The sequence below is a fragment of the Candidatus Pelagibacter bacterium nBUS_29 genome (genome assembly GCF_051200905.1).
Classification (GTDB): domain Bacteria; phylum Pseudomonadota; class Alphaproteobacteria; order Pelagibacterales; family Pelagibacteraceae; genus Pelagibacter.
Genome location: NZ_CP172843.1, coordinates 1,257,111 through 1,280,838 on the forward strand (window position 1 = coordinate 1,257,111; position 23,728 = coordinate 1,280,838).

The following is a 23,728-nucleotide window of genomic DNA, read 5'->3' on the forward strand; positions in this document are numbered from 1 at the left end:
AGATTTTACAATTTAAATTAAAACCAACGTATCATTCCAATAATACCAGCGGTTGCATAAAAAAATTGCAACAAAAGTATTCCTTTATGGCCTCCTCTATAGGCCCAAATTCCAATCAATATCGCTGATAAAAGTAATAAGCAGAAGCCAAAAAATTCTATTCCAATATTTAATGCAACAAACAAGGAATATAAAATAGCAGTAATCACACCTGCCCATTCAAAAAATTTATTGCTCATTTTATTTGATTAAATAAATCACAATATGGTTTTAAAATTCTCATAAAGAATTTTGGAATAGTTATTCATGTCAGACATATTATCTTTTGCAGCATTATCAAATTTTTCTAAAGCACCTTCTCCCAACTGATCTTCAAGGGCTTTTTTATATTCTGGAACACACCCCCATTCATTAACTGTGGTATCTTTAATTTCTATATGAAATTGAATTCCATAAGCGTGGTTTTGGTATTTAAAAATTTGATATTTTGTTTCAGGAGACGATGCTAACAAAGTTACATCTTTATTATTTTCTATTCCCTGCACCTCATATGAATGCCATTGTAAACTTTTGATTTGTTCTGGAAATTTTGAAAAAAAATTATCTTTATCTTTTTCTTTGTTAAAGTTGATATCCATAATTCCAATTTCTGGCGTACTAGATTTAACTACTTTACCACCTACCACCTCACCTAGTAACTGACAACCAAGACAAAAACCTAAGTAAGGTTTTTTTAAATTGATAACAAATTCTTCAATTGCTTTTTTTTCTTCAATTAACCAAGGATATTCTTTTTCCATATAGGTATCCATTGGGCCACCCATACAAAACATTCCATCAAATTTACTTAGATCATTTGGAATTTTTTCACCTTCATCAAGTTCAATAGTGGTTAACTTGACTCCATCAGCCAACATTAAATCCTTAATATAACCAGGATCTTCAATTTTAATGTGTTGTAAAACAATTATATCCACTAAAGTTTAGCTTAGCTTAGAGCACTTCTTGGAGCAATATTTTACTTTATCCCAATTTAACTTCCATTTTTTACGCCAAATAAAGGGTCTTTTGCAAACGGGACAAATTTTTGAAGGTAGATTTTCTTTTTTCATTATTAAATAATAAATTTAATAATAATTAAGACAAAAATTGAAGTTGCAATTCCACTTAAACCCATGGCGAGTGCAGCAAAAACTCCTGCTGTTTTGTTTTTACTCATTGCTCTTGCAGTTCCAATACCGTGACTTGCTAGACCAAAACCAAACCCTCGTGCACTCATATCTTTTATATTAAAAATATTTAATGCAAAAGTTCCAAGGGAAGCACCCACAATTCCCGTAATAATTGTTATAATAGCTGTTAAAGAGGGAATTCCACCTATTAACTCAGCTATACCCATAGCTATAGGTGCAGTAACATTTCTCGGAACCATGGTTAGAATAATTTCCTGATCTAAATTAAAAAAAGAAGCTAAGTAATAAGTGATCAATATGGCAAAAGGAATTCCTAAAAAAATTGAAAATACAATTGGTTTAATTTCTTTTAAAATTAGGTTTTTTTTTTCGTAAATAGGTATTGCTAAAGCTACTGTTGCGGGACCTAACATAAAATGAATGAACTTGGCTCCATTAAAATATCGATCATAAGTGACATCCATCGTCAATAAAACAGATGAAACAATTAAAATACTAATTGCCACTGGATTTACTAGAGGATTAAGTTTTGATTTTTTGTATAAATAGTCTCCCAACAAAAAAGCGCCAAGAGTTAGAGTTATCCAAAATAAAGGCTCTGCTTGCAAGTATACCCAAATTTTATAAAGTTTATCTTCTTTTGACATTTTTTTTCTCTAATTTAATAATCTTTTCCATAACGAAAGCGGTAAATACTAAGCTTGCTAAAGTACCTATGACAATAATTGCTAAAATCTTAAATAAATTATCTCCAAGATAATTAATGTGCATCACAACACCTACTCCTATTGGAACAAATAATAATGACAGATAGTTAATTATTTGATGACTAGTTTCTGATATTTCCTGTTTAATTTTTTTATAGGGCGTTGGTGATTTAAGAAAAAATATAAATACTAATAATAATAAAATAAGTCCAATAACAGGTCCTGGAATATTTATTTCAAAAAATTTTTGTATTGCCTCCCCAAAAAGTTGAAAAGAAAATATAAAGAACAGACTTTTTAACATTTAATAATACACTTTATTTAATAAAACTAAATTTCTCTAAAATTTTCTTTCCATTTTTTTATTGCCTCTTCCCAACTTGGGATAACATTATCCTCATATCCATAAACAGAACCTGTTCCAATAAATCTAAAATTTTTCATAGCCAGTGCGTGATGCTTACCTCTTAGATAATCTAACATTTTGTTCTTATTTTCCCAAACTGTTAGGGTATGATGATACTTACTTATCTTTTTTGAGTCACAAAACAAATTTCCATTTGCTTTTCTTGCTGCAGCAAAACTTGGTATCGTATACCTCATGAATTTTAACATTCCAAAAAAACCCTTTACTTTAATGCCTGTTATAGAAATATACATTATGCAGTATTTAATTTTATAAATTTATCTGCTTCAGATAAAATCATTTTTTTTCTTTCATCTTTCATTTTATCAAAAATTCTAACCATCATCGACAGTCTTGGGTTCTTTAAAAAAAATTTCCTATTTCGATCTATAAACCTCCAATAAAGACCATCCATCGTATTACACCACTCCCCTTTTTTAAAATCCATCATCTTCATAAAATAAGCAGATCCACAAATGTATGGTTTAGTTGCAAAAATCCCTCCATCACTAAATAAACCCATGCCATAAACATTTGGAACCATCACCCAGTCAGATGAGTCAACAAACATTTCCATAAACCATTTATAAACATAAGTTGGTTTTACTTCACAGAGGTTCATTATATTTGATAAAATCATTAATCTTTCAATGTGATGAGACCACCCATGATCAACAGCATTTTTAATTGCATGATCTAATGGAGGCAAACCCGTAGTTCCTTCGTACCAAGATTTTTTCATTTTTCTATTTTGTTTAAAAAAATTTCCTACCTCCATTTCATCAGAATAGCCTTGATAAATACCTCTCATGAACTCTCTCCAACCTATTATCTGACGTATATAACCTTCAAGTGAATTCATTCTTATTTTGTATTTTTTATGGAACTCTAAAACTTTTTGAATAATAAATTCTGGTGTTATTAAACCCAGGTTAATATATGGACTTAAAGCACTATGAAATAAGATGTTATCTTTTTGATTTACAGCATCCTCATAATCACCAAATAAATTAGATTTTTCTTTAATAAAAAAATTTAAAAGTTTAACAACATCATCGTATTCTGTTGCAAACCAAAAATTATTTGTACTTCCGGGATGATCTTTAAATAATTTTTCAATAATTGGTTTTAATTTTTTTGTATGATTGGTTTCATTGATCTTTGGAAATTTTGGAATGGATATATCTTTAGGTAATTTATTTCTATTATCTTCATCAAAGCTCCACTTTCCACCAATTGGATTGCCATCAGCACCCATTAATATTCCAGACTTTCTTCTAACTTCCTTATAAAATGTTGCCATGAAAGGCTTTTTTGATTTTCCCAAATAATTTTTAAATTCATCTCTAGAATTTAAAAACATAGGCGTTTGTATAAAATTCCAATTAATTTTTTCTTTTTTTGAAAACTGAGAAATTTTTTTCTCAAAAAACTTATCTTCTACTTCAAAGCTTGTAATTTCAGTTATCTTATTTCTAGTAATTATTTTTTTAAGCTTTTTAAAATAATCATCTTTGAAATCTTTATCTTCAATTTTTAGGTAATCTAATTTATATTTATTTTTCTTTAAACTATCCGCATAAGAACGCATAGAAGATAAGAATAATAGGATTTTTTGCTTATGATGTTTTTCATAAGTGCATAATCCGTTATCTTCTGCCATAAAGAACACATGGTCCTTTTTGAAGCGGTCTAAGTATTTTAATGGAAATAATTGATTACCAAGTATAAAAAATAATTTCATAACTAAATATAACTAATAAAAAAATTTATGTCAGAAAAATATCTAATCTTTGGTGCGACAGGTTCAATTGGTTCAAGTCTAGCTGAACAATTAAAAAATGCAGGAAATGATATTCACTTAATTGCAAGAAATGAAAGTGAAGTAAGTGCAATTGCAGATAAATTAGGTTGCAAATTTACAGTTGCTGATGTTTTAGAAGATGGTTTTATTGAAAAAGTCAAAGCTGATGTTCCTGAGATAAAGGGAATTGCTTATTGTGTTGGTTCAATTGATCTTAAACCATTAAGAATGGTTACTGAACAAGATTTTAATAAATGTATGAAATTAAATCTTTATTCAGCTGTAGAGGCGATAAAAGGATATCAAGAAAGTTTAAAAAAAAATAAAGGCTCTATAGTTTTATTTTCAACAGTTGCGGCTCAAAGAGGTTTTACAAATCATGCTATTATTGCTTCGGCTAAAGCTGCTGTAGAAGGTTTAACAGTGTCACTAGCAGCAGAATTTGCACCAAATATAAGAGTTAACTGTATTGCTCCAAGTTTGACAAAATCAAAAATTGCTGAGCCTATGTTGAAGAATACTACAATCGCTGAAGGTATCGCTAAAGCTCACCCATTGAAAAGATTAGGTGAGGGTAAAGACTCTGCATCATTAGCTAAGTTTTTAATATCTGAAGATAGTTCTTGGGTAACAGGTCAAATTATAGCAGTGGACGGTGGTCGATCAAAACTTTCTTAAAGTAAAAAATTTATTTTTATACAAAAAATCACTTATGATTAATAAAAATTAAGTATCTAATATTTTCTTTTTTGCTTTTTCAAACTCCTCTTGAGTTAATACTCCACTTTGTAGCAAATCATTTAGTTTTGTAATTTCATTGCTGAGATTCTCACCTTCAGATTGTGAAATTACTGGTTCTTTTTCTTCTTGTTCTTCTGGCCTATTTTCTACTTTTGCTTTGAAGCCTTTCATAATAGCTGTTCCACCTAAATAAAAAACAAAACCCAATATAGGAATTGCTAGTCCAAAAAATATTATTTTTTCCATAAATTAATCTTCATCCTCATCACGCCAACCTTTTTGATACATCAAGTATCCAGCTAAAATTACTGAAAAGGTACCAGCTATCATCCCAAAGTCAAAACCAACTTGTTTTCCATATAGATACCAGCCTAATTGCGTTGCTCCAATTGGAACTGCCGTTAACAATATCATTATTAATCCAATTCGATATTCATAGGGCGGCTTTTTCATTTGGAAACTTTATCAAATTAGAGAGGAAATTAATTAAGTTTTATCAATTTGAGACAATAAAACTTATGAATGAAAAAGTGTTTATTTTTGTGATCTTTTAAAACAATCTATTGTATTTTTTAATAAACAAGCAATAGTCATTGGTCCTACTCCACCTGGCACAGGTGTTAAAGCCTTAGCAACTTTTGAAACCTCATCAAATGCAACATCACCCACTAAACCATTCTCAGTTTTATTTATTCCAACATCAATTACAATTGCATCTTTTTTAACCCAATCGCCTTTTACAAGCTCGGGGATACCAACTGCTGCAACAATAATATCTGCTTCTAGGCATTCAGCTTTTAAATCTTTTGTTCTTGAATGTGTAATTGTCACCGTGCAGTTTTCTTTAAGAAGAAGTTGCGTCATTGGTTTACCATTTAAATTTGATCTTCCAACTACAACTGCTTTTTTACCACTTAAATTTGGTTCAATTTTTTTAATCATCAAATAACATCCAAGGGGAGTGCATGGTACTGAACTTTCATAACCTGAAGATAAATTTCCTACATTCATTGGATGAAAACCATCTACATCTTTTGAGGGTGTAATTGTTTCAATTACTTTTTGCTTATCTATATGTTTTGGAAGTGGAAGTTGAACTAAAATTCCTGAAACACTCTCATCATTATTTAATTCTTCAATTTTTTCTAAAACAGTTTTTTCCTCAACTGTATCAGGGTATTTTATAACCTCAGATTTTAAACCTACTTCATTTGCTGATTTTTCTTTGTTTCGAACATAAATTTGGCTTGGAGCCATATCTCCAATTAAAATTACAGTTAACCCTGGGACTTTATTGTATTTTGTCTTTAGCTCAGTTACTTCTTGTTTTAATTCTTCTCTAAGTTCTGCTGCTGCTTTTTTTCCATCTATTAAAATCATATTTCTTCCTTAAAAAATCATTGGTGCAATGTAAAGCTTCATACACATTTCAATAAACCAAATCAATAAAAGAAGAATTATTGGTGATATATCTAATGAGCCTAAATTAGGCAAAAACCGTCTAATTCTATATAAAATCGGATCAGTTAAACGATAAGTTAGTTCTAAAATAGAGTAAACAAATCTGTTTTGGGTGTTTAAAATATTAAAAGATATTAGCCAACTAATGACAACGTTTGCTATAACAACATAAGAATAAAGTTTCAAAATTTGAAGTGCTAAATAAAAGATGGCTATCATTTTTTTTCAATATAAATCGACTGACTTGGAAAAGCAAAAGAAGCTCCATTTTTTTCAACAATCTGTTTAATTTCAATTGCAAGCCTCTCTTTAACTTCTAGTGAATTACTCCAACTATTAGAATTAGTAAAACATCTTACCAATATATCTATTGAACTATCTGAAAATTTTTCAATTCTTACTGCCACTCCCGCTGATTGATTATAATCATCACTTGAGTTTATATAGCTTTCAATTTCTTCTCTTACTTTTTTTAATTGTTCTATAGTTGAGTCATATTGAAGAGTAATAATCCATCTAATCCGCCAGTTAGAAGTTTCACTTACATTGACAACTGCATTTTCAGCAAATTGAAAATTTGGAATTATAGCAAGTGATTTATCAAATTTTCTTATTGAAGTTGATCTAAATCCAATATTTTCAACAGTACCTTCAATAATTCCTTCAACAGCAATCCAATCTCCAATTTTAAATCTTTTTTCCACTAAAACTAAAATACCTGAGATTAAATTTTTGAATAAATCTTGTGCGCCTAATGCAACGGCCACACCAAACAAACCAAGTCCAGCAATAATTGGCCCTATCTTTATTCCCCATAATTCTAAAACTGCCGCAAGCCCTAAAATAAAAATTAAAATTTTAAGTGACTTTATGATCCATCCAATTAACTCTCTGGTTAAAAGTTTATCCAGTCCACTTAAAATATAAGAAATTGGTTCAATGATTTGATGGATGACCCAAAAAATCAATATTGTAATTAGTGTTCTATTTATGGTGTCAACAATTTCACGGCCATCACTTGAAAAAGTCATGTAATAACTTGCAATAAAAAAACCAAGAACAATCGGTAGAAATCTAGCAGGACCTACTAAAGAATGAACGAATGTATCATCTAATTTATTGGTAGTTCTTTTAGAAATTATTTCTAACTTTTTAATAATAAGTTTGCTTATTAAACCTCTAAAAATTAAGAAAATAAAAAAAATCCCAATACCAATTAATATTTGAAAAATATCAACACCTAGAATTCCTTTTTTCCAAACCGACAAAAATATATCAGAAAAATTATTTATTATTTCCATAGCTAAATTTTATATAACAAAAACTCTTCATCTCCAGGATTAAAAAGAAATATCTTCTTCCACTTAATTTCATTCAGTATTGACGAGGTTTTTTCACCAATGCACATTAAATTTGTATTCATCCAAAGACTTTCGGATTGATGCATCTTAATAAAATTTATTAAACTTAAGGCACTATTTTGAGAGTAAACATAAACCATGTCAGGTATTTTAAGCTTTAATTTGTTTACAAATTCATCATCAAAATTTTGATTATGAGTAGTCCGATAATTAACTACTCTTTTAATATTATATCCTTCTTTTAAAAGTTGCTGGTCAAGATCAGCAGAAACTATTTCGCCACTTATATAAATTAAAGCTCCATCTTTCTGATTGAAATTTTGTAAAACTAATTCTTTTAAATTTTCAACATTTCCCTCAGCTGTAATTACATTTTGAAAACCAACACTTCTAGCTTTTTTTTCTGTAGCATTTCCTACACAGAAACATAAAAGATTTTTGTCAATACTTTTTAGATCTAAAAAATTTACAGCATTTGCACTTGTGAAAATAATCCCCTTAAAATCTGAAAAATTTATCTGTTCATAATCAACCTTATCTATTCTTAATAAAGGAAGATGAGAAACTTGATGTCCTAATGATTTAAATTTTATAATCATGTCAGAACAATCTTCTAGTGGTCTAGTAAGTAAAATATGCATATTATCTTTTGTAAGAATTGTTTGATTTAGTTTTTAAAATCTGCCCCACTTCTTTACCAAGTAATTTTGCATTTTCAATTTTTGAAGATTTTTTTTCATAAAATCTTTGACTACCATCCAGAGAAAAGAGCTCGGCTTCTAAAAGAATTTCATCACCTTCAATAATGGCATGAGCTCCAACGGCTGTTTCACAGTCACCTTCTAAAACTTTGAGAACATTTCTTTCAGCATTGGCTCTTTGGGATGTTTCTTGGTCATTAATTTTATCTAAAACTGAAATAACCTCATCATCATCATTTCGGCATTGAAGCGAGATAATTCCTTGTCCTGCACTTGGAATTATTTCTTTTGTTGAAAATACTTCTGTAATTTGATCTTCTATTGATAAAGATTTAATTCCTGCATATGACAATATTATTGCATCATACAAACCATCATTAAGTTTTTTAATTCTTGTATCAACATTTCCTCTTATAAGTTTATAATTAAGATCAGATCTAATATTTTTTATTTGAAATTCTCTTCGATAAGATGATGTTCCAATTACAGCTTCAGCTTTTAATTCTTTAAGTTTTTTTTTATCTTTAGTTATCAATATTTCCCTTGGATCGTTTCTTTCTAAAAATGTATCAGTTCTTAAACCATCAGTTTCAACAGCCGGCATATCCTTTAATGCATGAACTGCTATATCAATTTTTTTATCTTGAAGTTCTTTTTCTATATTTGTTGAAAATAAACCTTTTCCACCTACTTCTGATAATCTAATATTTTGAACCTGATCTCCTTTTGTTGTTATTTCTCTAATTACGATATCTTCATCATTTAAATTTGTAATTTGAACAATCTTATCTTTAGCGTTTTGAGCATAAACTAATGCTAACTTGCTTCCCCTTGATCCAATGACAATTTTCTTATTCATAAAAATATATTTCTTACTTGTATTGAGATTGTACAATTAATAAAAACTATTTGAATGTGTAAAAAACCCTTAATTTTAGGAATTGAGTCTAGCTGTGATGAAACAGCAGCATCAATAATTACTGAAAATGAACATGGAATACCAGTAGTTTTATCCAATATTGTTTCTAGCCAGGTTGATGTCCACAAAGAATTTGGAGGTGTTGTTCCTGAATTAGCAGCAAGATCACATATAGAAAAAATTGATTTGATTGTTCAAAAAGCAATAGATGACAGTGGTAGAAAAATTGAAGAGATAGATGCTGTTGCTTCCACAGCTGGTCCAGGCTTGATAGTATGCTTGTCTGTTGGTTTAAGTTTTGGGAAAGCATTCGCCTCTGCCTTAGATAAACCATTCATTGCTATTAATCATTTGGAAGGCCATGCTCTAAGCCCAAAACTAAATTCAAACCTAGATTATCCATATTTGCTTTTATTAATTTCTGGAGGACATTCACAATTTTTAAATGTTCAGGGCTTAGGTAAATATAAGAGATTGGGAACAACTATTGATGATGCTTTGGGAGAAGCGTTTGATAAAACTGCAAAGCTTTTGGGAATTGAATTTCCTGGTGGACCACAAATAGAAATTTTAGCAAAAAAAGGTGATCCAAATAAATATGATTTGCCTAAGCCAATTTTTAATAAGGGGGGGTGCAACTTATCTTTTGCAGGTTTAAAAACAGCAATTTTGAGAATAACAAAAAATATCAAAACAGATCAGGAAAAATTTGATCTTGCAGCTTCTTTTCAAAAAACAGTGGAGCAAATTTTATATAAAAAAACTAAGATTGCATTTACAGAATTTGAAAAACAAAATAATTTAAAAAAAAAAATATTTGTAGTTGCTGGGGGAGTAGCAGCTAATAAAAGAATTAGATCAATGTTAATTAATTTATGTAATGAAGAAAATTATCAAAATATTTTTCCACCAATTGAATTTTGTGGAGACAATGCTGCTATGATTGCTATGGTTGGTTTAGAAAAATTTAAATTAAAACAATTTAATAATCTGGATCATCCAGCCAAACCAAGATGGCCTTTAGATGAAAATGCTGCCTTTTTAAAAGGTGCGGGTGTTAAATTATAGGTTTTACTATCTAAATTTTGGTCCAGACATCCAAATAGCTAGCGTAAGTCTTTTCCCAGATGTAATTTTATTAACTTTATGATTAATATAAGATGGAAAAATAATTGCACTACCAGGTGTGTTGAACTCATTACATATAATCTCACTTGATCTAAATAAAACTAGATCTCCACCATCATAAGTTTCTTCTGACAGGTTTAATAAGGCAGTTAGTTTAATATCTCTCACTGGATCTCGAGGAACAGCATCAATGTGCCAATTATATTCAGTACCCTCCTCATAAATATTATAATTAAGTTTTTTCAATGTGGTCAGTGGATGAAGATCAAAACCAAAAAAATTGTTATTTGCTGTTAAACAAAACTCAACAAAAGGAGAGATATATTTTTGAATTTTTCCATAATTAACAAATTTTACATCAGAAGTTTTAACTGATTCTTTATCATAAACATCATTCCCTTGAATAAAATTTAATTTAATAATGTTATTAATTTCTTTTATTTGTTCTATATTAAATATGTTCATTGATGAATAATTTGCTGCTCTCATAGAAATATAGTTATCAAAATAAATTGATAAATTCTTTAAAAATAATACAAAGTATAAAAATGCAATATTGGCTATTAAAATCCGAACCTGACGTATGGTCAATTGATCAACAAAAAAAGGCAGGTGTAAAAGGTGCGCCCTGGGATGGTGTAAGAAATTATCAAGCAGCAAAAAATTTAAAAAGTATGAAAAAAGGTGACCTTTGTTTTTTTTATCACTCAAATATTGGAAAAGAAATTGTTGGAATTGTAGAAGTAATAAAAGAAGCGTACCTGGATAAAACTGATAAATCGGGACGTTTTGTAGCTGTTACTGTAAAATTTAAGAATAAATTACCATCACCCATAACTCTTGAAACTATCAAAAAATCTAAGGAATTAAGCCATTTAGCTCTTATTAAACAAAGCAGACTATCAGTAATGCCAATAGATTCTAAAAGCTGGAAAATATTAAATAACATGAGTAAAGTTTAATTATAAAAAATCTCATGCCTTTGAAAAAAAAGAAAAAAACTAAAGTTAAAAAGAAAGTTACAAAAAAAGTAACAAAAAAAACTAAAGTTAAAAGAAAAATTGTTAGCAAAGTTGCTATTGAAGATTCAAAAGAGCTTGTAATTAAAACTAAACCTCAGTGGGTTAAAAACAGTCTAGCTACAAAAAGTAAATATCAAGAAAAATACTCTAAATCTATTAAAAATAACGATGAGTTTTGGAGAGAAGAAGGAAAAAGAATTACTTGGATAAAACCATACAAAAAAATTAAAGATGTAAAATACAGTACTAAAGAAGTTAAGATCAAATGGTTTCAAGATGGTACCTTAAATGCTTCAGCAAATTGCATTGATAGACATTTAAAAGATAAAAAAGACAAAACTGCAATAATTTGGGTTGGAGATGATCCAAAAGATAACCAAAAAATATCTTACAAACAGCTTCACGAAAAAGTTTCAAAAGCAGCTAATGGCTTAAAAAAATTAGGAATTAAAAAAGGAGACAGAGTTACTATTTATTTAACCATGATCCCTGAACTTGCTATTTTAATGCTTGCTTGTGTTCGAATTGGTGCAGTTCACTCAATTATTTTTGGTGGATTTTCAGCAGACTCTATTTCTGGAAGAGTTAATGATTGTGAGTCTGAATATATAATCACAGCTGATGAAGGTGTTAGAGGAGGAAAAACTATTCCTCTTAAATATACTACTGATGAAGCATTAGAGAGTTGTCCTAATATTAAAAAATGCATCGTTGTTCAACGAACAGGAAATTATATCAATTGGGATAAAGAAAGAGATGTTTGGTATCATGATTTAATTAAAGATGTTTCAAAACATTGTGAACCTGAAGAAATGAATGCTGAAGATCCTTTGTTTATTTTATACACCTCAGGTTCAACCGGTAAGCCTAAGGGAGTATTACATACAACAGGTGGTTATATGGTGTATGCTTCTATGACTCATCAATACATATTTAATTATAAACCAAAAGATATTTACTGGTGTACTGCTGATATTGGTTGGGTTACAGGTCATAGCTATATAATTTATGGGCCTTTAGCAAATGGGGCAACAACAATAATGTTTGAAGGTATTCCAAACTATCCAACCACCTCAAGATGGTGGCAAATTATCGACAAATATAAAGTAAATACTTTTTATACAGCTCCCACAGCAATTAGAGCTTTGATGCGTGAAGGAGATAAACCTGTTAAAAAAACTTCAAGAAAATCATTAAAATTACTAGGTACAGTTGGTGAACCAATTAATCCAGAAGCTTGGATGTGGTATTATAAAACTATCGGGAATTCAAAGTGCCCAATTGTTGATACATGGTGGCAAACAGAAACAGGAGGAATAATGATTGCTCCTCAAACTGGAGCAATTGACTTAAAGCCTGGCTCAGCCACTAAACCATTTTATGGAATTGAGCCTGTGCTTGTTGATAAAAAAGGTAAGGAAATAAAAGGTCAAGGAGAAGGTAGATTATGTATTGCTAAATCATGGCCTGGTCAAATGAGAACTGTCTATGGAGACCACCAAAGATTTATTGATACATATTTTTCACAGTTTGACGGTAAGTATTTTACTGGGGATGGATGTAGAAGAGACAAAGATGGATACTATTGGATTACAGGTCGTGTAGATGATGTAATTATTGTGTCTGGACATAATCTTGGGACTGCCGAAATAGAAAGTGCATTTGTTGCTCATCCAAAAGTTGCTGAAGCAGCTGTAGTTGGATATCCACATGATATAAAAGGCAACGGACTTTATTGCTACGTAACTTTAAATGTAGGTGAGAGAGAAAATGGTGACCTTGAGAGAGAGTTGAAACTTTGGGTCAGAAAACAAATTGGGCCCTTGGCTACACCAGATTTAATACATTTCACACCTGGTCTTCCAAAAACTAGATCAGGAAAAATTATGAGAAGAATTTTAAGAAAAATTGCAGCTAATGAACATGATCAATTAGGTGACACAACTACTTTAGCTGATCCAAGTGTTGTTAATAGTTTAGTTGATAATAGAAAAAATATTTAAAATTGAATTAAATCCTTAAATTCTTTTCTTATAATATCCCATTTTAAAATCATAGAGTTTAAAACAATTTTTCGATCTAAAGTTTTTAATTCTTCTGCAATTGGAGCCCATTTATATAATGATAAAGCACTAGGATTAAATGGAAGATCTTTATAATAAATTTCCCAGTCTAAATTTTCAAATCTTTCGTTAAAACTTTTTTTTGCTTCTTCAATTATGTCAGATGGCATCTTGTTTGAAGTCTCATCATCTAAAATTTTAGAAAAAATTTCTTTAGCCTGATCAATATTTTGATAGTTAAAGTTTACTTTTAAATATGAGAAAGTAAAAAAAGTTAAGTCTTGCAAAGCAATAGAATAAATATTCCACTTAGCTTGATTTACAGAAGACATAAAAACATCATTATCAAAATGAAGAACATACTTTGTCCCCATTCTTGTTTTTAAATAGCTATACAGAGTAACCTGGGTGACCCAAGCTGACTTCGTTTGAATGAAGTGTTCTAGATCATCTAAATCTTTGATTTTTTTTTTTGGAATAAATGCTTTAAACAATGCAAACAAATAAATTTTAAAATCTTTAAATGATAAATCTTTCCAAGAAAGTTTATATTTTTGCATATAATTGTTGTTTTTACACACTATAGCTTAAAAAGTAACTAATAGACTGCCTATTTTGGTCAATTTTGATCTTTTAAAAACTTATATAATGGTTATGGTTTTAATTAGTTATAACTAAAAAGAGAGGTATAAATGTCAAACGCACAAAAACACTGGGAAAAAACCAGGTCATTGTTATTCGTAACATTGGCAATCTGGTTTGTTTTCTCAATTGGCATCTTCCTTTTTGCAGCTGAAATGAATGAGGTTACTGGACCTTTCGGATATCCATGGACATATTGGTTTACATGTCAAGGATCTCTTGGAATTTTCGTAATCTTGGTTTTCTGGTTTGCTAATAGGCAAGAGAAAATCGATGAAGAGTTCGGCTTCAACGAAAGAGGAGATAATTAATGATTAAAGGTAAATTTATAGACAATTTGCCAAAAGTTTACGGAATCTATACAGGAGGATTTATAGGTTTCATAATCTTAATGGCAATTGGTGAGCAGATGGGTATGACTGCAAAGGCAATAGGTATTGGCTTTGTAGCATTTACTATATTCATCTATGCTTTAATTGGTTATCTATCAAGAACAGCTCAAGCAGAAGCGTATTACGTAGCCGGAAGGCAAGTTCCAACTGTATTCAATGGTATGGCGACAGCAGCAGACTGGATGTCTGGTGCTTCATTCGTTGCAATGGCAGGTGGTATTTACTTTAAAGGTTATGGGTATATGGCTTTACTTGTAGGTTGGACAGGTGGATATGTATTAGTTGCATCTTTGTTAGCACCATACTTAAGAAAATTTGGCTGTTACACAGTTCCAGATTTCATAGGTACAAGATACGGTGGTAATTTAGCAAGATTGCTTGCAGTAATAGTTTTAACTGTTGCTTCATTCACTTATGTGACTGCACAAATTAACGCTACGGGTACTATTGCGTCTGTTGCTTTAGATATCGACTTTAAATACGCTGTATATATTGGACTTATAAGTATTTTACTTTGTTCAATGTTAGGGGGTATGAGAGCGGTAACTTGGACACAGGTTGCACAATATATCGTACTAATTATAGCTTACATGCTTCCAATTTTTTGGATCAGTAACAAAATGGGTGCAGGTTTCTTCCCTCACTTTATGTTAGCTGATGAAGTAGCTAGAATTGGTGAGTTAGAATCACAGTTTGGTTTTGTTAAAAACTCTGCTGCTGATCTAGCAACGGTACCTAAAGGGTTGGCTGGAATAACTAAAGCTCACTCAGCAGTAAATGCAACGCCTTGGGCATTTATTTCGTTAGCATTAGCGATGATGATGGGAACAGCTTCATTACCGCACGTGATGATGAGATACTTTACTACTCCAAGCGTAAAAGCAGCTAGAAAATCAGTTGGTTGGTCTTTATTCTTTATCTTCCTTCTGTATTCTTCTGCACCAATGTTAGCAACACTATCTAAACTATCGTTGATTGATCCGACTTTACCAACAGGTATTATCGGTAAATCATTTACTGAAGTTCAATCAATAGATTGGTTTCAAAACTGGAACCAGGCAAACTTGATGTTCATCAGTGACTTTAACGGCAATGGAACTCTTGAATTAAATGAGTTTTTCATGGGCGGTAAAGCGGTTGTATTAGCAACTCCAGAAATAGCTGGATTACCTTATGTAATCTCAGGTCTGGTTGCTGCTGGAGGTATGGCTGCTGCCATGTCAACTGCGGATGGTTTAATTCTAGCAATTGCAAATGCAATCTCTCATGATGTTTATTACAAAATGATAGATCCAAAAGCGGAGACTGCAAAAAGACTTCTTGTTGCAAGGGTATTACTTGTAGTAATTGGTTTTGCTGGAGCAACTATTGCTGCAATGGAAATCCAAGGTATCTTAGGTTCAGTTATCTGGGCTTTTGACTTTGCGATGTCTGGATTGTTCTTCCCACTTGTACTTGGTGTATGGTGGAAGAGAGCTAACAGAGAAGGTGCTATTGCTGGTATGGCTTTAGGTCTTGCATCATCTATTTGGTACCTGATTTGGGTACGAACTGGTGGAAGCGGATTCCTAGGTATTACTCAGTTAACGTTTGGTATCTTTGGAGCAGCTGTTAGTTTAGTTGCTATGGTTGTAGTGACTTTAATGACTCAAGAGCCAGATAAAGCAACTCAAAAAATGGTTGACGAAGTTCGTGTACCAAGCGGTAGAACCGTTACTGGTAAATAGAGCTAACAAATCTTAATTATGGGGCGATTAATTTCGCCCCTTTTAATTTAATCTTTTTTCCAATATAGATTTTAAATGTCAGCAAACTTTCATCCCATAGTCTATTTTATTGACTACCTACTTGGTGTTATTATGTGGACTTTAATAGGAAGGGTTGCGATGAATATTTTTCAAAAAGAAGACTCTGAGTTTTTTTTCATGAAAATATTTGTCAAATATACTAATCCACTAATAAAGATTTTTAAGCCTTTAACACCATCTTTCATTATAGCACCTCTGGTTCCTTTATATGTTGCTTGGTTCTTCTATATGATTAGATTTTACTTTATGCCCTGGGTCTTAGGCTATTCTGTAATGGGTATGTTATCATTTCCGCTAGAAAGTGAAATTTCTACACAAATTTACCAATTATTTAATTCAATTAAATTTTAAAAATTGATACTAGTAGATCTGGCAATCAATGAAAAAAATACAAATATCACCATCAATATTATCTGCTGATTTTAGTCAACTAGGTAATGAAATTAAGAGGCTTGAAGAAGGTGGGGCAGATATGATTCATGTAGATGTTATGGATGGTCATTTTGTTCCAAACCTTACTATTGGACCCCCAGTTATTAAAGCATTGAGAAAACAGTGTTCAGTTAAATTTGATGTTCATTTAATGATATCTCCCGTTCATAAGTATATTGAAGCCTATTCGGATGCTGGTGCTGATATTATTACAATCCATCCTGAAGCAACTGAAAATTTAGAGGAATCTATTTTAAAGATTAAAAGTTTGAACAAAAAAGTTGGGGTTTCACTTAATCCTGAAACTAAAATTGATTTAATTGTCAATTACCTTGAAAAAATAGATTTAGTTTTAATAATGAGTGTACATCCAGGATTTGGAGGTCAAAAGTTTATACCTGAGGTTTTATCTAAAATTGATCAACTTAAAAAAATTCAACTTAAAAAAAATATCGACTTTGATATTGAAATTGATGGAGGGATTAATTTTGATAATTGTCAATCAGTAATTGAGGCTGGTGCCAACATACTTGTTTCTGGAACAACTATATTTAAAAGTAATAATGGAGATATAAAAAAAAATATTAATTTATTAAAATCAAGATAAGTTAATGATCACTAAAAATTTTTCCGTTAATTTAAGTCAATATTATTTAGACTTAAAATTAAGTTTAAAACAATTTTATCAAAACTCCAATTTTTACGATAAAAAAATATCTAAAACTAAAGATATTACCTTTTATTACAAACCAAGTCCCTACTTACTATCTTCAATAGTAAAATATCAAAAAAAAAATATAAAATTGAAGACTTTGCCCTAGAAACTATTTGGCAAAACAACTTGGATAATAAAGAATTCAAAAAGTTAAACAATTTTTTTTGGTTTTTTAGTTTAGATCTAAAATCGTCAAAAAAGACCACCCAAACAGTTATCAGTAATTGGATAAACAAGAACAATCACTATAATAATAAAGGTTGGGATTTTGACATTACCTCTAAAAGAATAATTTCCTGGTTATCAAATCATCAATTGACTTATGAGAGTTGTGAAGAAGATTTTAAAAAGAAATTCAATCAAAGCATTCAAAAACAGGCAAACCATCTTTTAAATGAAATAAAAAATTTATCAGAAGTTGAAAATAAAATTATTGGGTGTGCTGCAATTATTTTAACAGGACTGGTATATAAAGAAGATAATAAATATCTTATTACTGGGTTAAATTTTTTAAAAAAAATAATTAAATCATCACTGAATAATCAAGGTTTTCCAAAATCAAGAGATATAAAACAATTAGTCTTATACTTAAAATATTTTATTATAATTAGAGAGTGGTTCAAAGAGTCTCAAAATACAATTCCTGAATATATAGATGAAACAATATATTATCTTGGTCAAAGTTATGCTTTTATTTGGCAGAATATTAATCAAGATCTCTTATTTAATGGCAATTACATTTCAAATAATGATGAGTTTGATCAATATCTAAAAAGATTTGGATATGTATTTAAAAATGAAAATAAAGAACTTGCAGGTTATGCTATTCTTAAAAATAAGAAGATTATATTGTCTATGGATATTGGAAATAGTCCAAGTGAAAATTTTTCAAAATTTTATCAATCTGGAGCTCTTTCATTTGAAATTATATCAAATGGAAAAAAACTAATAACTAATTCAGGGTACTTCGCGAATAAACAAAACAGTTTAAATAAACTTTCAAAAAGTACAGCCTTACAAAGCACTTTATCGATTGAAGATCATTCTTCTTGCGATTATAGAAAATTAGACAGATTTAACCTAATTGTTAAAAAAGGTATTCATATAATTAAAAAAAACGTGGTATTTGAAAAAAACTATTGGAAAATATCTGGTTCACATGATGGCTACCTAAGAAAATTTAAGGCTATACATGAAAGAGAAATTGAATTTTATCCAGAGCAAATGAAATTTATTGGTTTTGATAAATTACTAAGGAAAGATAATTCTAAACATATTAAGTTTGATATTAGATTTCATCTAAACCCTGCAACAAAAGTAATGAAAACTCAGGATAATAAATCAATTCTGATAGAATTAGAGGATGAAGGTTGGAAATTTAATTGTGATAATTTTGATATAAATATTGATAATGGAATATATTTAGGTATTAAAAATTCATACAAAGAAAATCAAAACATTTGTATATCTGGAATAAACCAAAATGAGACTCAAACTATAAAATGGGAAATTACTAAGATATAATGAAAAAAATAAAAACAGCGCTCATTTCTATATCAAATAAAAAAAATTTAAAACCACTTCTTAATTCTTTAAAAAAAAATAATATTAAAATTATTAGTTCAGGTGGTACTTATAAAGAAATTAAAAAATTACGATTCAGTTGCTTAGAAGTTTCAGAATTTACAAATTCACCTGAAATTTTAGAAGGAAGAGTAAAAACTCTTCATCCAAAAATTCATGCAGGAATTCTAAACAAAAGGAAAAATAAAATTCATCTAAGGGATCTTAAAAATAATAATTTTGAAAATATAGATTTAGTTGTCGTAAACTTTTACCCATTTGAAAAAACTTTGAAAAATACAAAAAATCACAAAAAAATAATTGAAAATATCGATGTAGGTGGACCAACAATGGTTAGATCAGCAGCTAAAAATTATCAAGATGTAACAGTTATTACTTCTTCAGATCAATATGAGGAACTTATTGAAGAATTAAAAAAAAATAAAGGCTCAACATCACTAAAGTTTAGAGAAAAGTTATCTAGAATTGCGTTTACCGAAACTGCTTATTATGACTCGGTTATTTCTGATTATTTTAATAAGAAAAATAATGTAATTTTTCCTAAGAAAAAAGTTTTTCATACAAACCTTATTGAAACTCCACGTTATGGGGAAAATCCACATCAAAAAAGTGGCATATATTCAAAAAATAGCTCTATGAACATAAATCAAATTCATGGAAAACAAATAAGTTATAATAATTATAATGACATATTTTCAGCTTTAACTATTTCAAAATCATTACCAAAAAACACTGGAACAGTTATAGTCAAACACGCTAATCCATGTGGAGTTTCAATAAATAAAAATCATCTTACAAGCTATAAATGTGCACTAGCATGTGATCCAATTAGTGCTTTTGGAGGAATAGTATCATGTAATTTTAAAATTAATAAAAATCTAGCAATAGAATTAAATAAATTATTTCTTGAGGTTATTATCGCAAATGGATTTGATAAGGAGGCATTAAAATTATTAAAGAAGAAAAAAAATTTAAGATTAATTGATGCTACCAATTATTCTTTAAAAGAAATATTAAGGTTTATATCTTCAAATGAAGAATTATTAGTACAAACAGAAGATTTAATTAAATTTAGCAATAAAGATTTTAAAATTGTATCTAAAAAAAAACCAACTTCAAAACAGATGAAAAATCTAATTTTTGCATTTAATATTTGTCGCTATGTAAAATCTAATGCGATAGTTCTTGCAGCAAATGAAACCACAGTAGGAATTGGATCTGGACAACCAAGTCGTTTGGATAGTTGTCAAATTGCAATAGATAAAATGAACAAATTTATAAGTACTGAAGATGAAGTGGTTGCTGCATCAGATGCTTTTTTCCCATTTATTGACGGAATTGAAAAATTAGTTCAGTCAGGTATTACCGCAGTTATACAACCTTCAGGATCTATTAGAGACAAAGAAGTTATTAATTTTGCAAACGAAACTAATACAATTTTAGTCTTTTCCAAAACTAGACATTTTAGGCATTGATTATTTGATCTATTTTTGCAGCTAAAATAAAATCATTCTCAGACAACCCTTCAATTGCATGAGTTGTAATTTTTATTTCTGCATAACCCCACCCAAAAGATATATCAGGATGATGACCCTCGTTTTCTGAAATTTGTCCAACTTTATTAATAAAGTTTTGGCTATCTAAAAAGTTTTTGAATTTAAATTTTTTATTTAAAAAAAAAATTTTTTTTTCATCTGTAAAAATATCCCAATCATCAACCTTTTTTTGATATTTATGAATTTCAGAAATATCAAACGGCAACACACCTCCTTCACAAGGTACACATTTTTTATTTAAAAGATCAATCATATTTGAATTATGGAGCGGGCAAAGGGGGTCGAACCCTCGACCTTCTCGTTGGCAACGAGACGCTCTACCACTGAGCTATGCCCGCATGTTATACTAGTAAATAAAATAGAGGCTTTTTGTAAATTTAGCAAGAAATAAAGTTGAAAGTACGTCATGCACATCAAGATTATTTGTAAGATAATTCCTCTAATTTTTTTTTAAAAATATTATTTAGTTTATCTTTAAGATCTTCATCTAAAATTTTTTTCCAATTATTTTTTGGCCCTAAATTAAAAAAAGGAATTTTTTTATCTCTAACTTTTGACTTAGGTGCTTCTGAGAAACCTTCATTTGCTTCCTTCTCTCTAAGTTTTGAAAATGATGATGAACTTACAGCATTTTTGATTTTATCTTTAAATATCTTTTCTTTACTATTTATGGTCTTATGAATAAAATTAATAACATCTGTAAGTACTACATATGTCTCATTTAATAAATCTTCATATCTAATTATCTTAATTGGTATTTTTTTTTGTATTTTCCATGACTCAAAATTAGTATCCCATGAACCAATAAATTGAAAATCACTAAAACCATCTTCTTCAAATTTATTTATATCATATATATATTGATTTTTATTAGTAATCCATTTGAATGCTTGATCATAGTTCATCTCATAAAAATTTTTAAGTGATGTAATCACATTCCGAGGGTCTCTTACAACATAGATACAACCAATAGAGTTTTCTTTATTTGTAAAATCAAAGTTATTCACTGCTCCAAAAGCATTATGAGTTTTAAAAAATCTTAATTTTTTATCTTGATTAATTTTTTCTTGTGCTCTTATCCAAAATTTAATTGTGTCAGTAGGTATTCTTGAATCATAATTAAATCTATTAAAAAATTTTTTTTGTGGAAATTGATCAATATTTTTTAAAACATTTTCATTATAAATTCCATCCTTAGTATAATAATAAGAGGCTAACAAAATTCTAAGCCACGTATTTCCACTTTTGGGATAAGATGAAATCCAGAAAATCATTGTATAAATATTATAGATGATTAATAATAGTTTTAATAATTTATTTTATATGAAAAATTTACCTAAACTTTTACCTATTTTTCCTCTAAGTAATTTTATAATTTTTCCTAAAACTATAGTTCCATTAAACATTTTTGAACCAAGATATATAGATATGATAAATGACAGCATGAGATCAAATAAATTTATTGGAATGATTCAGCCAAAAGGCGTGACCAATGATTTGACTGCGCCTAGCTTGCACAATATTGGGTGTCTAGGTAAAATAATAAGTTTTAAAGAAACAAATGATGGAACTTATTTGATAGAACTTAAAGGATTAATTAGGTTTGAAATTGTTAATGAAATAAAATCAGCAAAAAAATACAGAGAATGTGAGGTTAACTTTGCACGTTTTAATCATGATCTTGATGATAAAAAAGAAGAGCTTAAATTTTCTGACCTTGAATTAATTTTTAAAGATTTAAAATCATTATTTGAAAAAAGAGGATTCATTATAAATTGGAAAGAACTAGAAAAACAAAGTTTAGATGAAGCGATAAATGCTTTAGCAATGGCTTCACCATTTTCTCTTGAGGAGAAACAATTTTTGCTAGAAGCAGAAAATCTTAATATTAGAAAAAATAAAATTGCTGAAATTTTAAGCACCTACACACACGATATTTTTAATAACACAACTCTTCAATAAACTAAAATAAAACACCTCTATCGGCAATTTTTGTAAATATTTTATTTATAGGAGGGTAATTACTGATAAATTTAACTGACTTACCTAAGAAATTAGTTTTCATTTTTCTCTCAATATTAAAAAATTCGTGAATTAAATCTATGCCATTTGTAAAAATAAAATTTTTATGTCTCAATTTTTTTTGAAACTCAGAATTTACTGAACTGTCTAGTGGCAAACCAACATCTAGTTTTTCTCTAATGATCTCAAGAAGAATTTTAATATCTCTAATTGTCATATTAAAACCTTGGCCTGCTAGAGGGTGAATCTTATGAAGTAAATCTCCAAATGCCAATATATTATTATGGTAATAAGATCTCAGAATTAATGATTTTAGCTCAAAACTACTAATTTTTTCTATATTTCTAATTTTATATTTAAAATTTTTTTCTTTTATCAATTGTTCAATATTTTCCTTTTTTTGCTTACTCGAATTATGAACAGAGTATACAATGGATGTTTCTTTACTCGAAAGAGGTAGAAAGGCTAAAGGTCCTTTTTTTGTAAAAATTTGAAAAGCAGTATCATTTGAAATTTGATCATGTGTAATTATGGTCGTATACGCATTGCTATTATATCTTTTAACTATCTTTTTACTAAAATATCGATTGGTAATAAAATTAGATGAGTCACAATTTATTACAAGTTCATACTTATCCAGAAAAGAAAGGTTTTTTTTATTGATAAATTTTTTTCTGAAAAATTTATTTTTTGATAATTTTTTCTTCAGTAATTGATGTAATTTATTATTTTTAAGAATTGAAAAAAGTTGGTCATTATTTGTTTTAAAATTTATTAATTTTTCCTGTTTTAAATTTTCTGAGAAAATTTCTATTCTTTTTAGCTTCCAAATAAGTTTTCCTATATTGATGATGTTGTTATTAAAAAAATCAATATTATTTTTCGTAATTCCAATTGTTCTTGTATCGCTAATTTTATAATTTTTTTTATCGCAAAGTACAACAACATCAATTTTATAGTTAACAAGTGCCTTAGCCAAAGTTAAGGCTGTTAAACCATTGCCAAGTATACAAACTGTCATAATATTTTTAATTTTAACAATAAAAATTAGATGATACAAAGTGATTAAAT

Annotated in this window: 30 protein-coding genes and 1 tRNA gene; 11 read left to right on the top strand and 20 right to left on the bottom strand. The window is 29.1% G+C overall.

Features of this window, described 5'->3' with window-relative positions; all coding sequences use genetic code 11:
• Positions 1 to 17 precede the first annotated feature (17 nt).
• The 7 genes from ACIJYA_RS06715 to ACIJYA_RS06745 are packed head-to-tail and all read right to left on the bottom strand — an operon-like array spanning position 18 to position 4,050.
• Entirely contained in the window at positions 18 to 239 is a 222-nt protein-coding gene (locus tag ACIJYA_RS06715; RefSeq protein WP_435088273.1) for a hypothetical protein, read from the bottom strand.
• A gap of 18 nt (positions 240 to 257) precedes the next feature.
• Positions 258 to 977, bottom strand: a complete 720-nt coding sequence (locus ACIJYA_RS06720; RefSeq protein WP_435088275.1) for a type 1 glutamine amidotransferase — start codon at positions 975 to 977, stop codon at positions 258 to 260.
• Positions 978 to 983: 6 nt separating this feature from the next.
• Positions 984 to 1,112, bottom strand: a complete 129-nt coding sequence (locus tag ACIJYA_RS06725) for a DUF2256 domain-containing protein (RefSeq protein WP_435088277.1) — start codon at positions 1,110 to 1,112, stop codon at positions 984 to 986.
• A 2-nt stretch (positions 1,113 to 1,114) separates the two neighbouring features.
• A complete protein-coding gene (locus ACIJYA_RS06730; protein WP_435088278.1) occupies positions 1,115 to 1,840 on the bottom strand; it encodes an LrgB family protein in 726 nt (241 codons plus the stop codon).
• On the bottom strand, positions 1,824 to 2,204 hold the full coding sequence (locus ACIJYA_RS06735) for a CidA/LrgA family protein (RefSeq protein ID WP_435088280.1): 381 nt from the start codon (positions 2,202 to 2,204) through the stop codon (positions 1,824 to 1,826). The genes ACIJYA_RS06730 and ACIJYA_RS06735 overlap by 17 nt, the downstream gene beginning before the upstream one ends.
• A gap of 26 nt (positions 2,205 to 2,230) precedes the next feature.
• Complete coding sequence (locus ACIJYA_RS06740) at positions 2,231 to 2,560, bottom strand: hypothetical protein (protein WP_435088282.1); 330 nt, start codon at positions 2,558 to 2,560, stop codon at positions 2,231 to 2,233.
• Positions 2,560 to 4,050, bottom strand: coding sequence for a cryptochrome/photolyase family protein (locus tag ACIJYA_RS06745; protein ID WP_435088284.1), 1,491 nt, complete (start codon positions 4,048 to 4,050; stop codon positions 2,560 to 2,562). Before ACIJYA_RS06745 ends, ACIJYA_RS06740 begins: the two co-directional genes overlap by 1 nt.
• A gap of 27 nt (positions 4,051 to 4,077) precedes the next feature.
• Here ACIJYA_RS06745 and ACIJYA_RS06750 point away from each other — a divergent pair, with 27 nt between their 5' ends.
• The gene (locus ACIJYA_RS06750; RefSeq protein WP_435088286.1) at positions 4,078 to 4,788 is read left to right on the top strand and encodes an SDR family NAD(P)-dependent oxidoreductase; all 711 of its coding nucleotides are present in this window, start codon (positions 4,078 to 4,080) and stop codon (positions 4,786 to 4,788) included.
• Between the two features lie 48 nt (positions 4,789 to 4,836).
• On the opposite strand, the gene ACIJYA_RS06755 is transcribed toward ACIJYA_RS06750, so the two are convergent.
• From ACIJYA_RS06755 to hemC, 7 genes are all read right to left on the bottom strand, one after another.
• Positions 4,837 to 5,097: an SHOCT domain-containing protein gene (locus tag ACIJYA_RS06755; RefSeq protein ID WP_435088288.1), complete on the bottom strand. Its 261-nt coding sequence runs from the start codon at positions 5,095 to 5,097 to the stop codon at positions 4,837 to 4,839.
• 3 nt (positions 5,098 to 5,100) lie between these two features.
• The gene (locus tag ACIJYA_RS06760; RefSeq protein WP_271483938.1) at positions 5,101 to 5,304 is read right to left on the bottom strand and encodes a hypothetical protein; all 204 of its coding nucleotides are present in this window, start codon (positions 5,302 to 5,304) and stop codon (positions 5,101 to 5,103) included.
• 81 nt (positions 5,305 to 5,385) lie between these two features.
• Positions 5,386 to 6,231 (bottom strand): bifunctional methylenetetrahydrofolate dehydrogenase/methenyltetrahydrofolate cyclohydrolase FolD, encoded by an 846-nt coding sequence (gene folD / locus ACIJYA_RS06765; protein WP_435088289.1) that lies wholly within the window; start codon positions 6,229 to 6,231, stop codon positions 5,386 to 5,388.
• Between the two features lie 9 nt (positions 6,232 to 6,240).
• On the bottom strand, positions 6,241 to 6,531 hold the full coding sequence (locus tag ACIJYA_RS06770) for a YggT family protein (protein ID WP_435088291.1): 291 nt from the start codon (positions 6,529 to 6,531) through the stop codon (positions 6,241 to 6,243).
• Positions 6,528 to 7,613 (bottom strand): mechanosensitive ion channel family protein, encoded by a 1,086-nt coding sequence (locus ACIJYA_RS06775; protein WP_435088293.1) that lies wholly within the window; start codon positions 7,611 to 7,613, stop codon positions 6,528 to 6,530. Before ACIJYA_RS06775 ends, ACIJYA_RS06770 begins: the two co-directional genes overlap by 4 nt.
• A 2-nt stretch (positions 7,614 to 7,615) precedes the next feature.
• Entirely contained in the window at positions 7,616 to 8,314 is a 699-nt protein-coding gene (locus ACIJYA_RS06780) for a uroporphyrinogen-III synthase (protein WP_435088295.1), read from the bottom strand.
• Between the two features lies 1 nt (position 8,315).
• Positions 8,316 to 9,233, bottom strand: coding sequence for a hydroxymethylbilane synthase (gene hemC, locus ACIJYA_RS06785; protein WP_435088297.1), 918 nt, complete (start codon positions 9,231 to 9,233; stop codon positions 8,316 to 8,318).
• Between the two features lie 54 nt (positions 9,234 to 9,287).
• Between hemC and tsaD the strand changes: the two genes are divergently transcribed.
• Positions 9,288 to 10,361 carry a tRNA (adenosine(37)-N6)-threonylcarbamoyltransferase complex transferase subunit TsaD gene (tsaD, locus tag ACIJYA_RS06790; RefSeq protein ID WP_435088299.1) on the top strand — a complete coding sequence of 358 codons (1,074 nt, stop codon included), beginning with the start codon at positions 9,288 to 9,290 and terminating at the stop codon, positions 10,359 to 10,361.
• Positions 10,362 to 10,367: 6 nt separating this feature from the next.
• Here the strand turns inward: tsaD and ACIJYA_RS06795 are convergent, their stop codons facing one another.
• A complete protein-coding gene (locus tag ACIJYA_RS06795) occupies positions 10,368 to 10,886 on the bottom strand; it encodes a 2OG-Fe(II) oxygenase (RefSeq protein WP_435088301.1) in 519 nt (172 codons plus the stop codon).
• Positions 10,887 to 10,969: 83 nt separating this feature from the next.
• On the opposite strand from ACIJYA_RS06795, the gene ACIJYA_RS06800 reads away from it, so the two are divergent.
• On the top strand, positions 10,970 to 11,383 hold the full coding sequence (locus tag ACIJYA_RS06800; protein ID WP_435088303.1) for an EVE domain-containing protein: 414 nt from the start codon (positions 10,970 to 10,972) through the stop codon (positions 11,381 to 11,383).
• Positions 11,384 to 11,397: 14 nt separating this feature from the next.
• Entirely contained in the window at positions 11,398 to 13,446 is a 2,049-nt protein-coding gene (gene acs / locus ACIJYA_RS06805; RefSeq protein ID WP_435088305.1) for an acetate--CoA ligase, read from the top strand.
• Here acs and ACIJYA_RS06810 read toward each other — a convergent pair.
• Positions 13,443 to 14,066, bottom strand: a complete 624-nt coding sequence (locus ACIJYA_RS06810; protein ID WP_435088307.1) for an esterase — start codon at positions 14,064 to 14,066, stop codon at positions 13,443 to 13,445. The two genes, acs and ACIJYA_RS06810, sit on opposite strands and share 4 nt — an antisense overlap.
• 132 nt (positions 14,067 to 14,198) lie before the next feature.
• Here ACIJYA_RS06810 and ACIJYA_RS06815 point away from each other — a divergent pair, with 132 nt between their 5' ends.
• The 6 genes from ACIJYA_RS06815 to purH all read left to right on the top strand — a co-directional run bounded on the left by ACIJYA_RS06815 (position 14,199) and on the right by purH (position 20,554).
• Positions 14,199 to 14,459, top strand: coding sequence for a DUF4212 domain-containing protein (locus ACIJYA_RS06815; RefSeq protein WP_435088309.1), 261 nt, complete (start codon positions 14,199 to 14,201; stop codon positions 14,457 to 14,459).
• Positions 14,459 to 16,267 (top strand): sodium:solute symporter family protein, encoded by a 1,809-nt coding sequence (locus ACIJYA_RS06820; protein WP_435088311.1) that lies wholly within the window; start codon positions 14,459 to 14,461, stop codon positions 16,265 to 16,267. Before ACIJYA_RS06815 ends, ACIJYA_RS06820 begins: the two co-directional genes overlap by 1 nt.
• 75 nt (positions 16,268 to 16,342) lie before the next feature.
• Positions 16,343 to 16,699 carry a hypothetical protein gene (locus tag ACIJYA_RS06825; protein WP_435088313.1) on the top strand — a complete coding sequence of 119 codons (357 nt, stop codon included), beginning with the start codon at positions 16,343 to 16,345 and terminating at the stop codon, positions 16,697 to 16,699.
• 28 nt (positions 16,700 to 16,727) lie between these two features.
• Positions 16,728 to 17,387 carry a ribulose-phosphate 3-epimerase gene (gene rpe, locus ACIJYA_RS06830; protein ID WP_435088315.1) on the top strand — a complete coding sequence of 220 codons (660 nt, stop codon included), beginning with the start codon at positions 16,728 to 16,730 and terminating at the stop codon, positions 17,385 to 17,387.
• 234 nt (positions 17,388 to 17,621) lie between these two features.
• A complete protein-coding gene (locus ACIJYA_RS06835) occupies positions 17,622 to 19,019 on the top strand; it encodes a heparinase II/III domain-containing protein (protein ID WP_435088317.1) in 1,398 nt (465 codons plus the stop codon).
• Complete coding sequence (gene purH, locus ACIJYA_RS06840) at positions 19,019 to 20,554, top strand: bifunctional phosphoribosylaminoimidazolecarboxamide formyltransferase/IMP cyclohydrolase (protein WP_435088319.1); 1,536 nt, start codon at positions 19,019 to 19,021, stop codon at positions 20,552 to 20,554. Before ACIJYA_RS06835 ends, purH begins: the two co-directional genes overlap by 1 nt.
• Here the strand turns inward: purH and ACIJYA_RS06845 are convergent.
• The 3 genes from ACIJYA_RS06845 to ACIJYA_RS06855 all read right to left on the bottom strand — a co-directional run bounded on the left by ACIJYA_RS06845 (position 20,544) and on the right by ACIJYA_RS06855 (position 21,909).
• Complete coding sequence (locus ACIJYA_RS06845) at positions 20,544 to 20,888, bottom strand: 4a-hydroxytetrahydrobiopterin dehydratase (RefSeq protein WP_435088321.1); 345 nt, start codon at positions 20,886 to 20,888, stop codon at positions 20,544 to 20,546. The genes purH and ACIJYA_RS06845 overlap by 11 nt on opposite strands.
• 10 nt (positions 20,889 to 20,898) lie before the next feature.
• Positions 20,899 to 20,973, bottom strand: a tRNA-Gly gene (locus tag ACIJYA_RS06850).
• 81 nt (positions 20,974 to 21,054) lie between these two features.
• Positions 21,055 to 21,909: a sulfotransferase domain-containing protein gene (locus ACIJYA_RS06855; protein WP_435088323.1), complete on the bottom strand. Its 855-nt coding sequence runs from the start codon at positions 21,907 to 21,909 to the stop codon at positions 21,055 to 21,057.
• 49 nt (positions 21,910 to 21,958) lie between these two features.
• Between ACIJYA_RS06855 and ACIJYA_RS06860 the strand changes: the two genes are divergently transcribed.
• Positions 21,959 to 22,597: an LON peptidase substrate-binding domain-containing protein gene (locus ACIJYA_RS06860; protein ID WP_435088325.1), complete on the top strand. Its 639-nt coding sequence runs from the start codon at positions 21,959 to 21,961 to the stop codon at positions 22,595 to 22,597.
• Position 22,598: 1 nt separating this feature from the next.
• On the opposite strand, the gene ACIJYA_RS06865 is transcribed toward ACIJYA_RS06860, so the two are convergent.
• A complete protein-coding gene (locus ACIJYA_RS06865; protein ID WP_435088327.1) occupies positions 22,599 to 23,678 on the bottom strand; it encodes an FAD-dependent monooxygenase in 1,080 nt (359 codons plus the stop codon).
• Between the last annotated feature and the right edge of the window lie 50 nt (positions 23,679 to 23,728).

Coding starts and splice junctions, on each gene's coding strand:
- ACIJYA_RS06715 (WP_435088273.1), bottom strand. CDS start 239: ATGAGCAATAAATTTTTTGAATGGGCAGGTGTGATTACTGCTATTTTA.
- ACIJYA_RS06725 (WP_435088277.1), bottom strand. CDS start 1,112: ATGAAAAAAGAAAATCTACCTTCAAAAATTTGTCCCGTTTGCAAAAGA.
- ACIJYA_RS06730 (WP_435088278.1), bottom strand. CDS start 1,840: ATGTCAAAAGAAGATAAACTTTATAAAATTTGGGTATACTTGCAAGCA.
- ACIJYA_RS06735 (WP_435088280.1), bottom strand. CDS start 2,204: ATGTTAAAAAGTCTGTTCTTTATATTTTCTTTTCAACTTTTTGGGGAG.
- ACIJYA_RS06740 (WP_435088282.1), bottom strand. CDS start 2,560: ATGTATATTTCTATAACAGGCATTAAAGTAAAGGGTTTTTTTGGAATG.
- ACIJYA_RS06745 (WP_435088284.1), bottom strand. CDS start 4,050: ATGAAATTATTTTTTATACTTGGTAATCAATTATTTCCATTAAAATAC.
- ACIJYA_RS06750 (WP_435088286.1), top strand. CDS start 4,078: ATGTCAGAAAAATATCTAATCTTTGGTGCGACAGGTTCAATTGGTTCA.
- ACIJYA_RS06755 (WP_435088288.1), bottom strand. CDS start 5,097: ATGGAAAAAATAATATTTTTTGGACTAGCAATTCCTATATTGGGTTTT.
- ACIJYA_RS06760 (WP_271483938.1), bottom strand. CDS start 5,304: ATGAAAAAGCCGCCCTATGAATATCGAATTGGATTAATAATGATATTG.
- folD (WP_435088289.1), bottom strand. CDS start 6,231: ATGATTTTAATAGATGGAAAAAAAGCAGCAGCAGAACTTAGAGAAGAA.
- ACIJYA_RS06770 (WP_435088291.1), bottom strand. CDS start 6,531: ATGATAGCCATCTTTTATTTAGCACTTCAAATTTTGAAACTTTATTCT.
- ACIJYA_RS06775 (WP_435088293.1), bottom strand. CDS start 7,613: ATGGAAATAATAAATAATTTTTCTGATATATTTTTGTCGGTTTGGAAA.
- ACIJYA_RS06780 (WP_435088295.1), bottom strand. CDS start 8,314: ATGCATATTTTACTTACTAGACCACTAGAAGATTGTTCTGACATGATT.
- hemC (WP_435088297.1), bottom strand. CDS start 9,233: ATGAATAAGAAAATTGTCATTGGATCAAGGGGAAGCAAGTTAGCATTA.
- tsaD (WP_435088299.1), top strand. CDS start 9,288: ATGTGTAAAAAACCCTTAATTTTAGGAATTGAGTCTAGCTGTGATGAA.
- ACIJYA_RS06795 (WP_435088301.1), bottom strand. CDS start 10,886: ATGAACATATTTAATATAGAACAAATAAAAGAAATTAATAACATTATT.
- ACIJYA_RS06800 (WP_435088303.1), top strand. CDS start 10,970: ATGCAATATTGGCTATTAAAATCCGAACCTGACGTATGGTCAATTGAT.
- acs (WP_435088305.1), top strand. CDS start 11,398: ATGCCTTTGAAAAAAAAGAAAAAAACTAAAGTTAAAAAGAAAGTTACA.
- ACIJYA_RS06810 (WP_435088307.1), bottom strand. CDS start 14,066: ATGCAAAAATATAAACTTTCTTGGAAAGATTTATCATTTAAAGATTTT.
- ACIJYA_RS06815 (WP_435088309.1), top strand. CDS start 14,199: ATGTCAAACGCACAAAAACACTGGGAAAAAACCAGGTCATTGTTATTC.
- ACIJYA_RS06820 (WP_435088311.1), top strand. CDS start 14,459: ATGATTAAAGGTAAATTTATAGACAATTTGCCAAAAGTTTACGGAATC.
- ACIJYA_RS06825 (WP_435088313.1), top strand. CDS start 16,343: ATGTCAGCAAACTTTCATCCCATAGTCTATTTTATTGACTACCTACTT.
- rpe (WP_435088315.1), top strand. CDS start 16,728: ATGAAAAAAATACAAATATCACCATCAATATTATCTGCTGATTTTAGT.
- purH (WP_435088319.1), top strand. CDS start 19,019: ATGAAAAAAATAAAAACAGCGCTCATTTCTATATCAAATAAAAAAAAT.
- ACIJYA_RS06845 (WP_435088321.1), bottom strand. CDS start 20,888: ATGATTGATCTTTTAAATAAAAAATGTGTACCTTGTGAAGGAGGTGTG.
- ACIJYA_RS06855 (WP_435088323.1), bottom strand. CDS start 21,909: ATGATTTTCTGGATTTCATCTTATCCCAAAAGTGGAAATACGTGGCTT.
- ACIJYA_RS06860 (WP_435088325.1), top strand. CDS start 21,959: ATGAAAAATTTACCTAAACTTTTACCTATTTTTCCTCTAAGTAATTTT.
- ACIJYA_RS06865 (WP_435088327.1), bottom strand. CDS start 23,678: ATGACAGTTTGTATACTTGGCAATGGTTTAACAGCCTTAACTTTGGCT.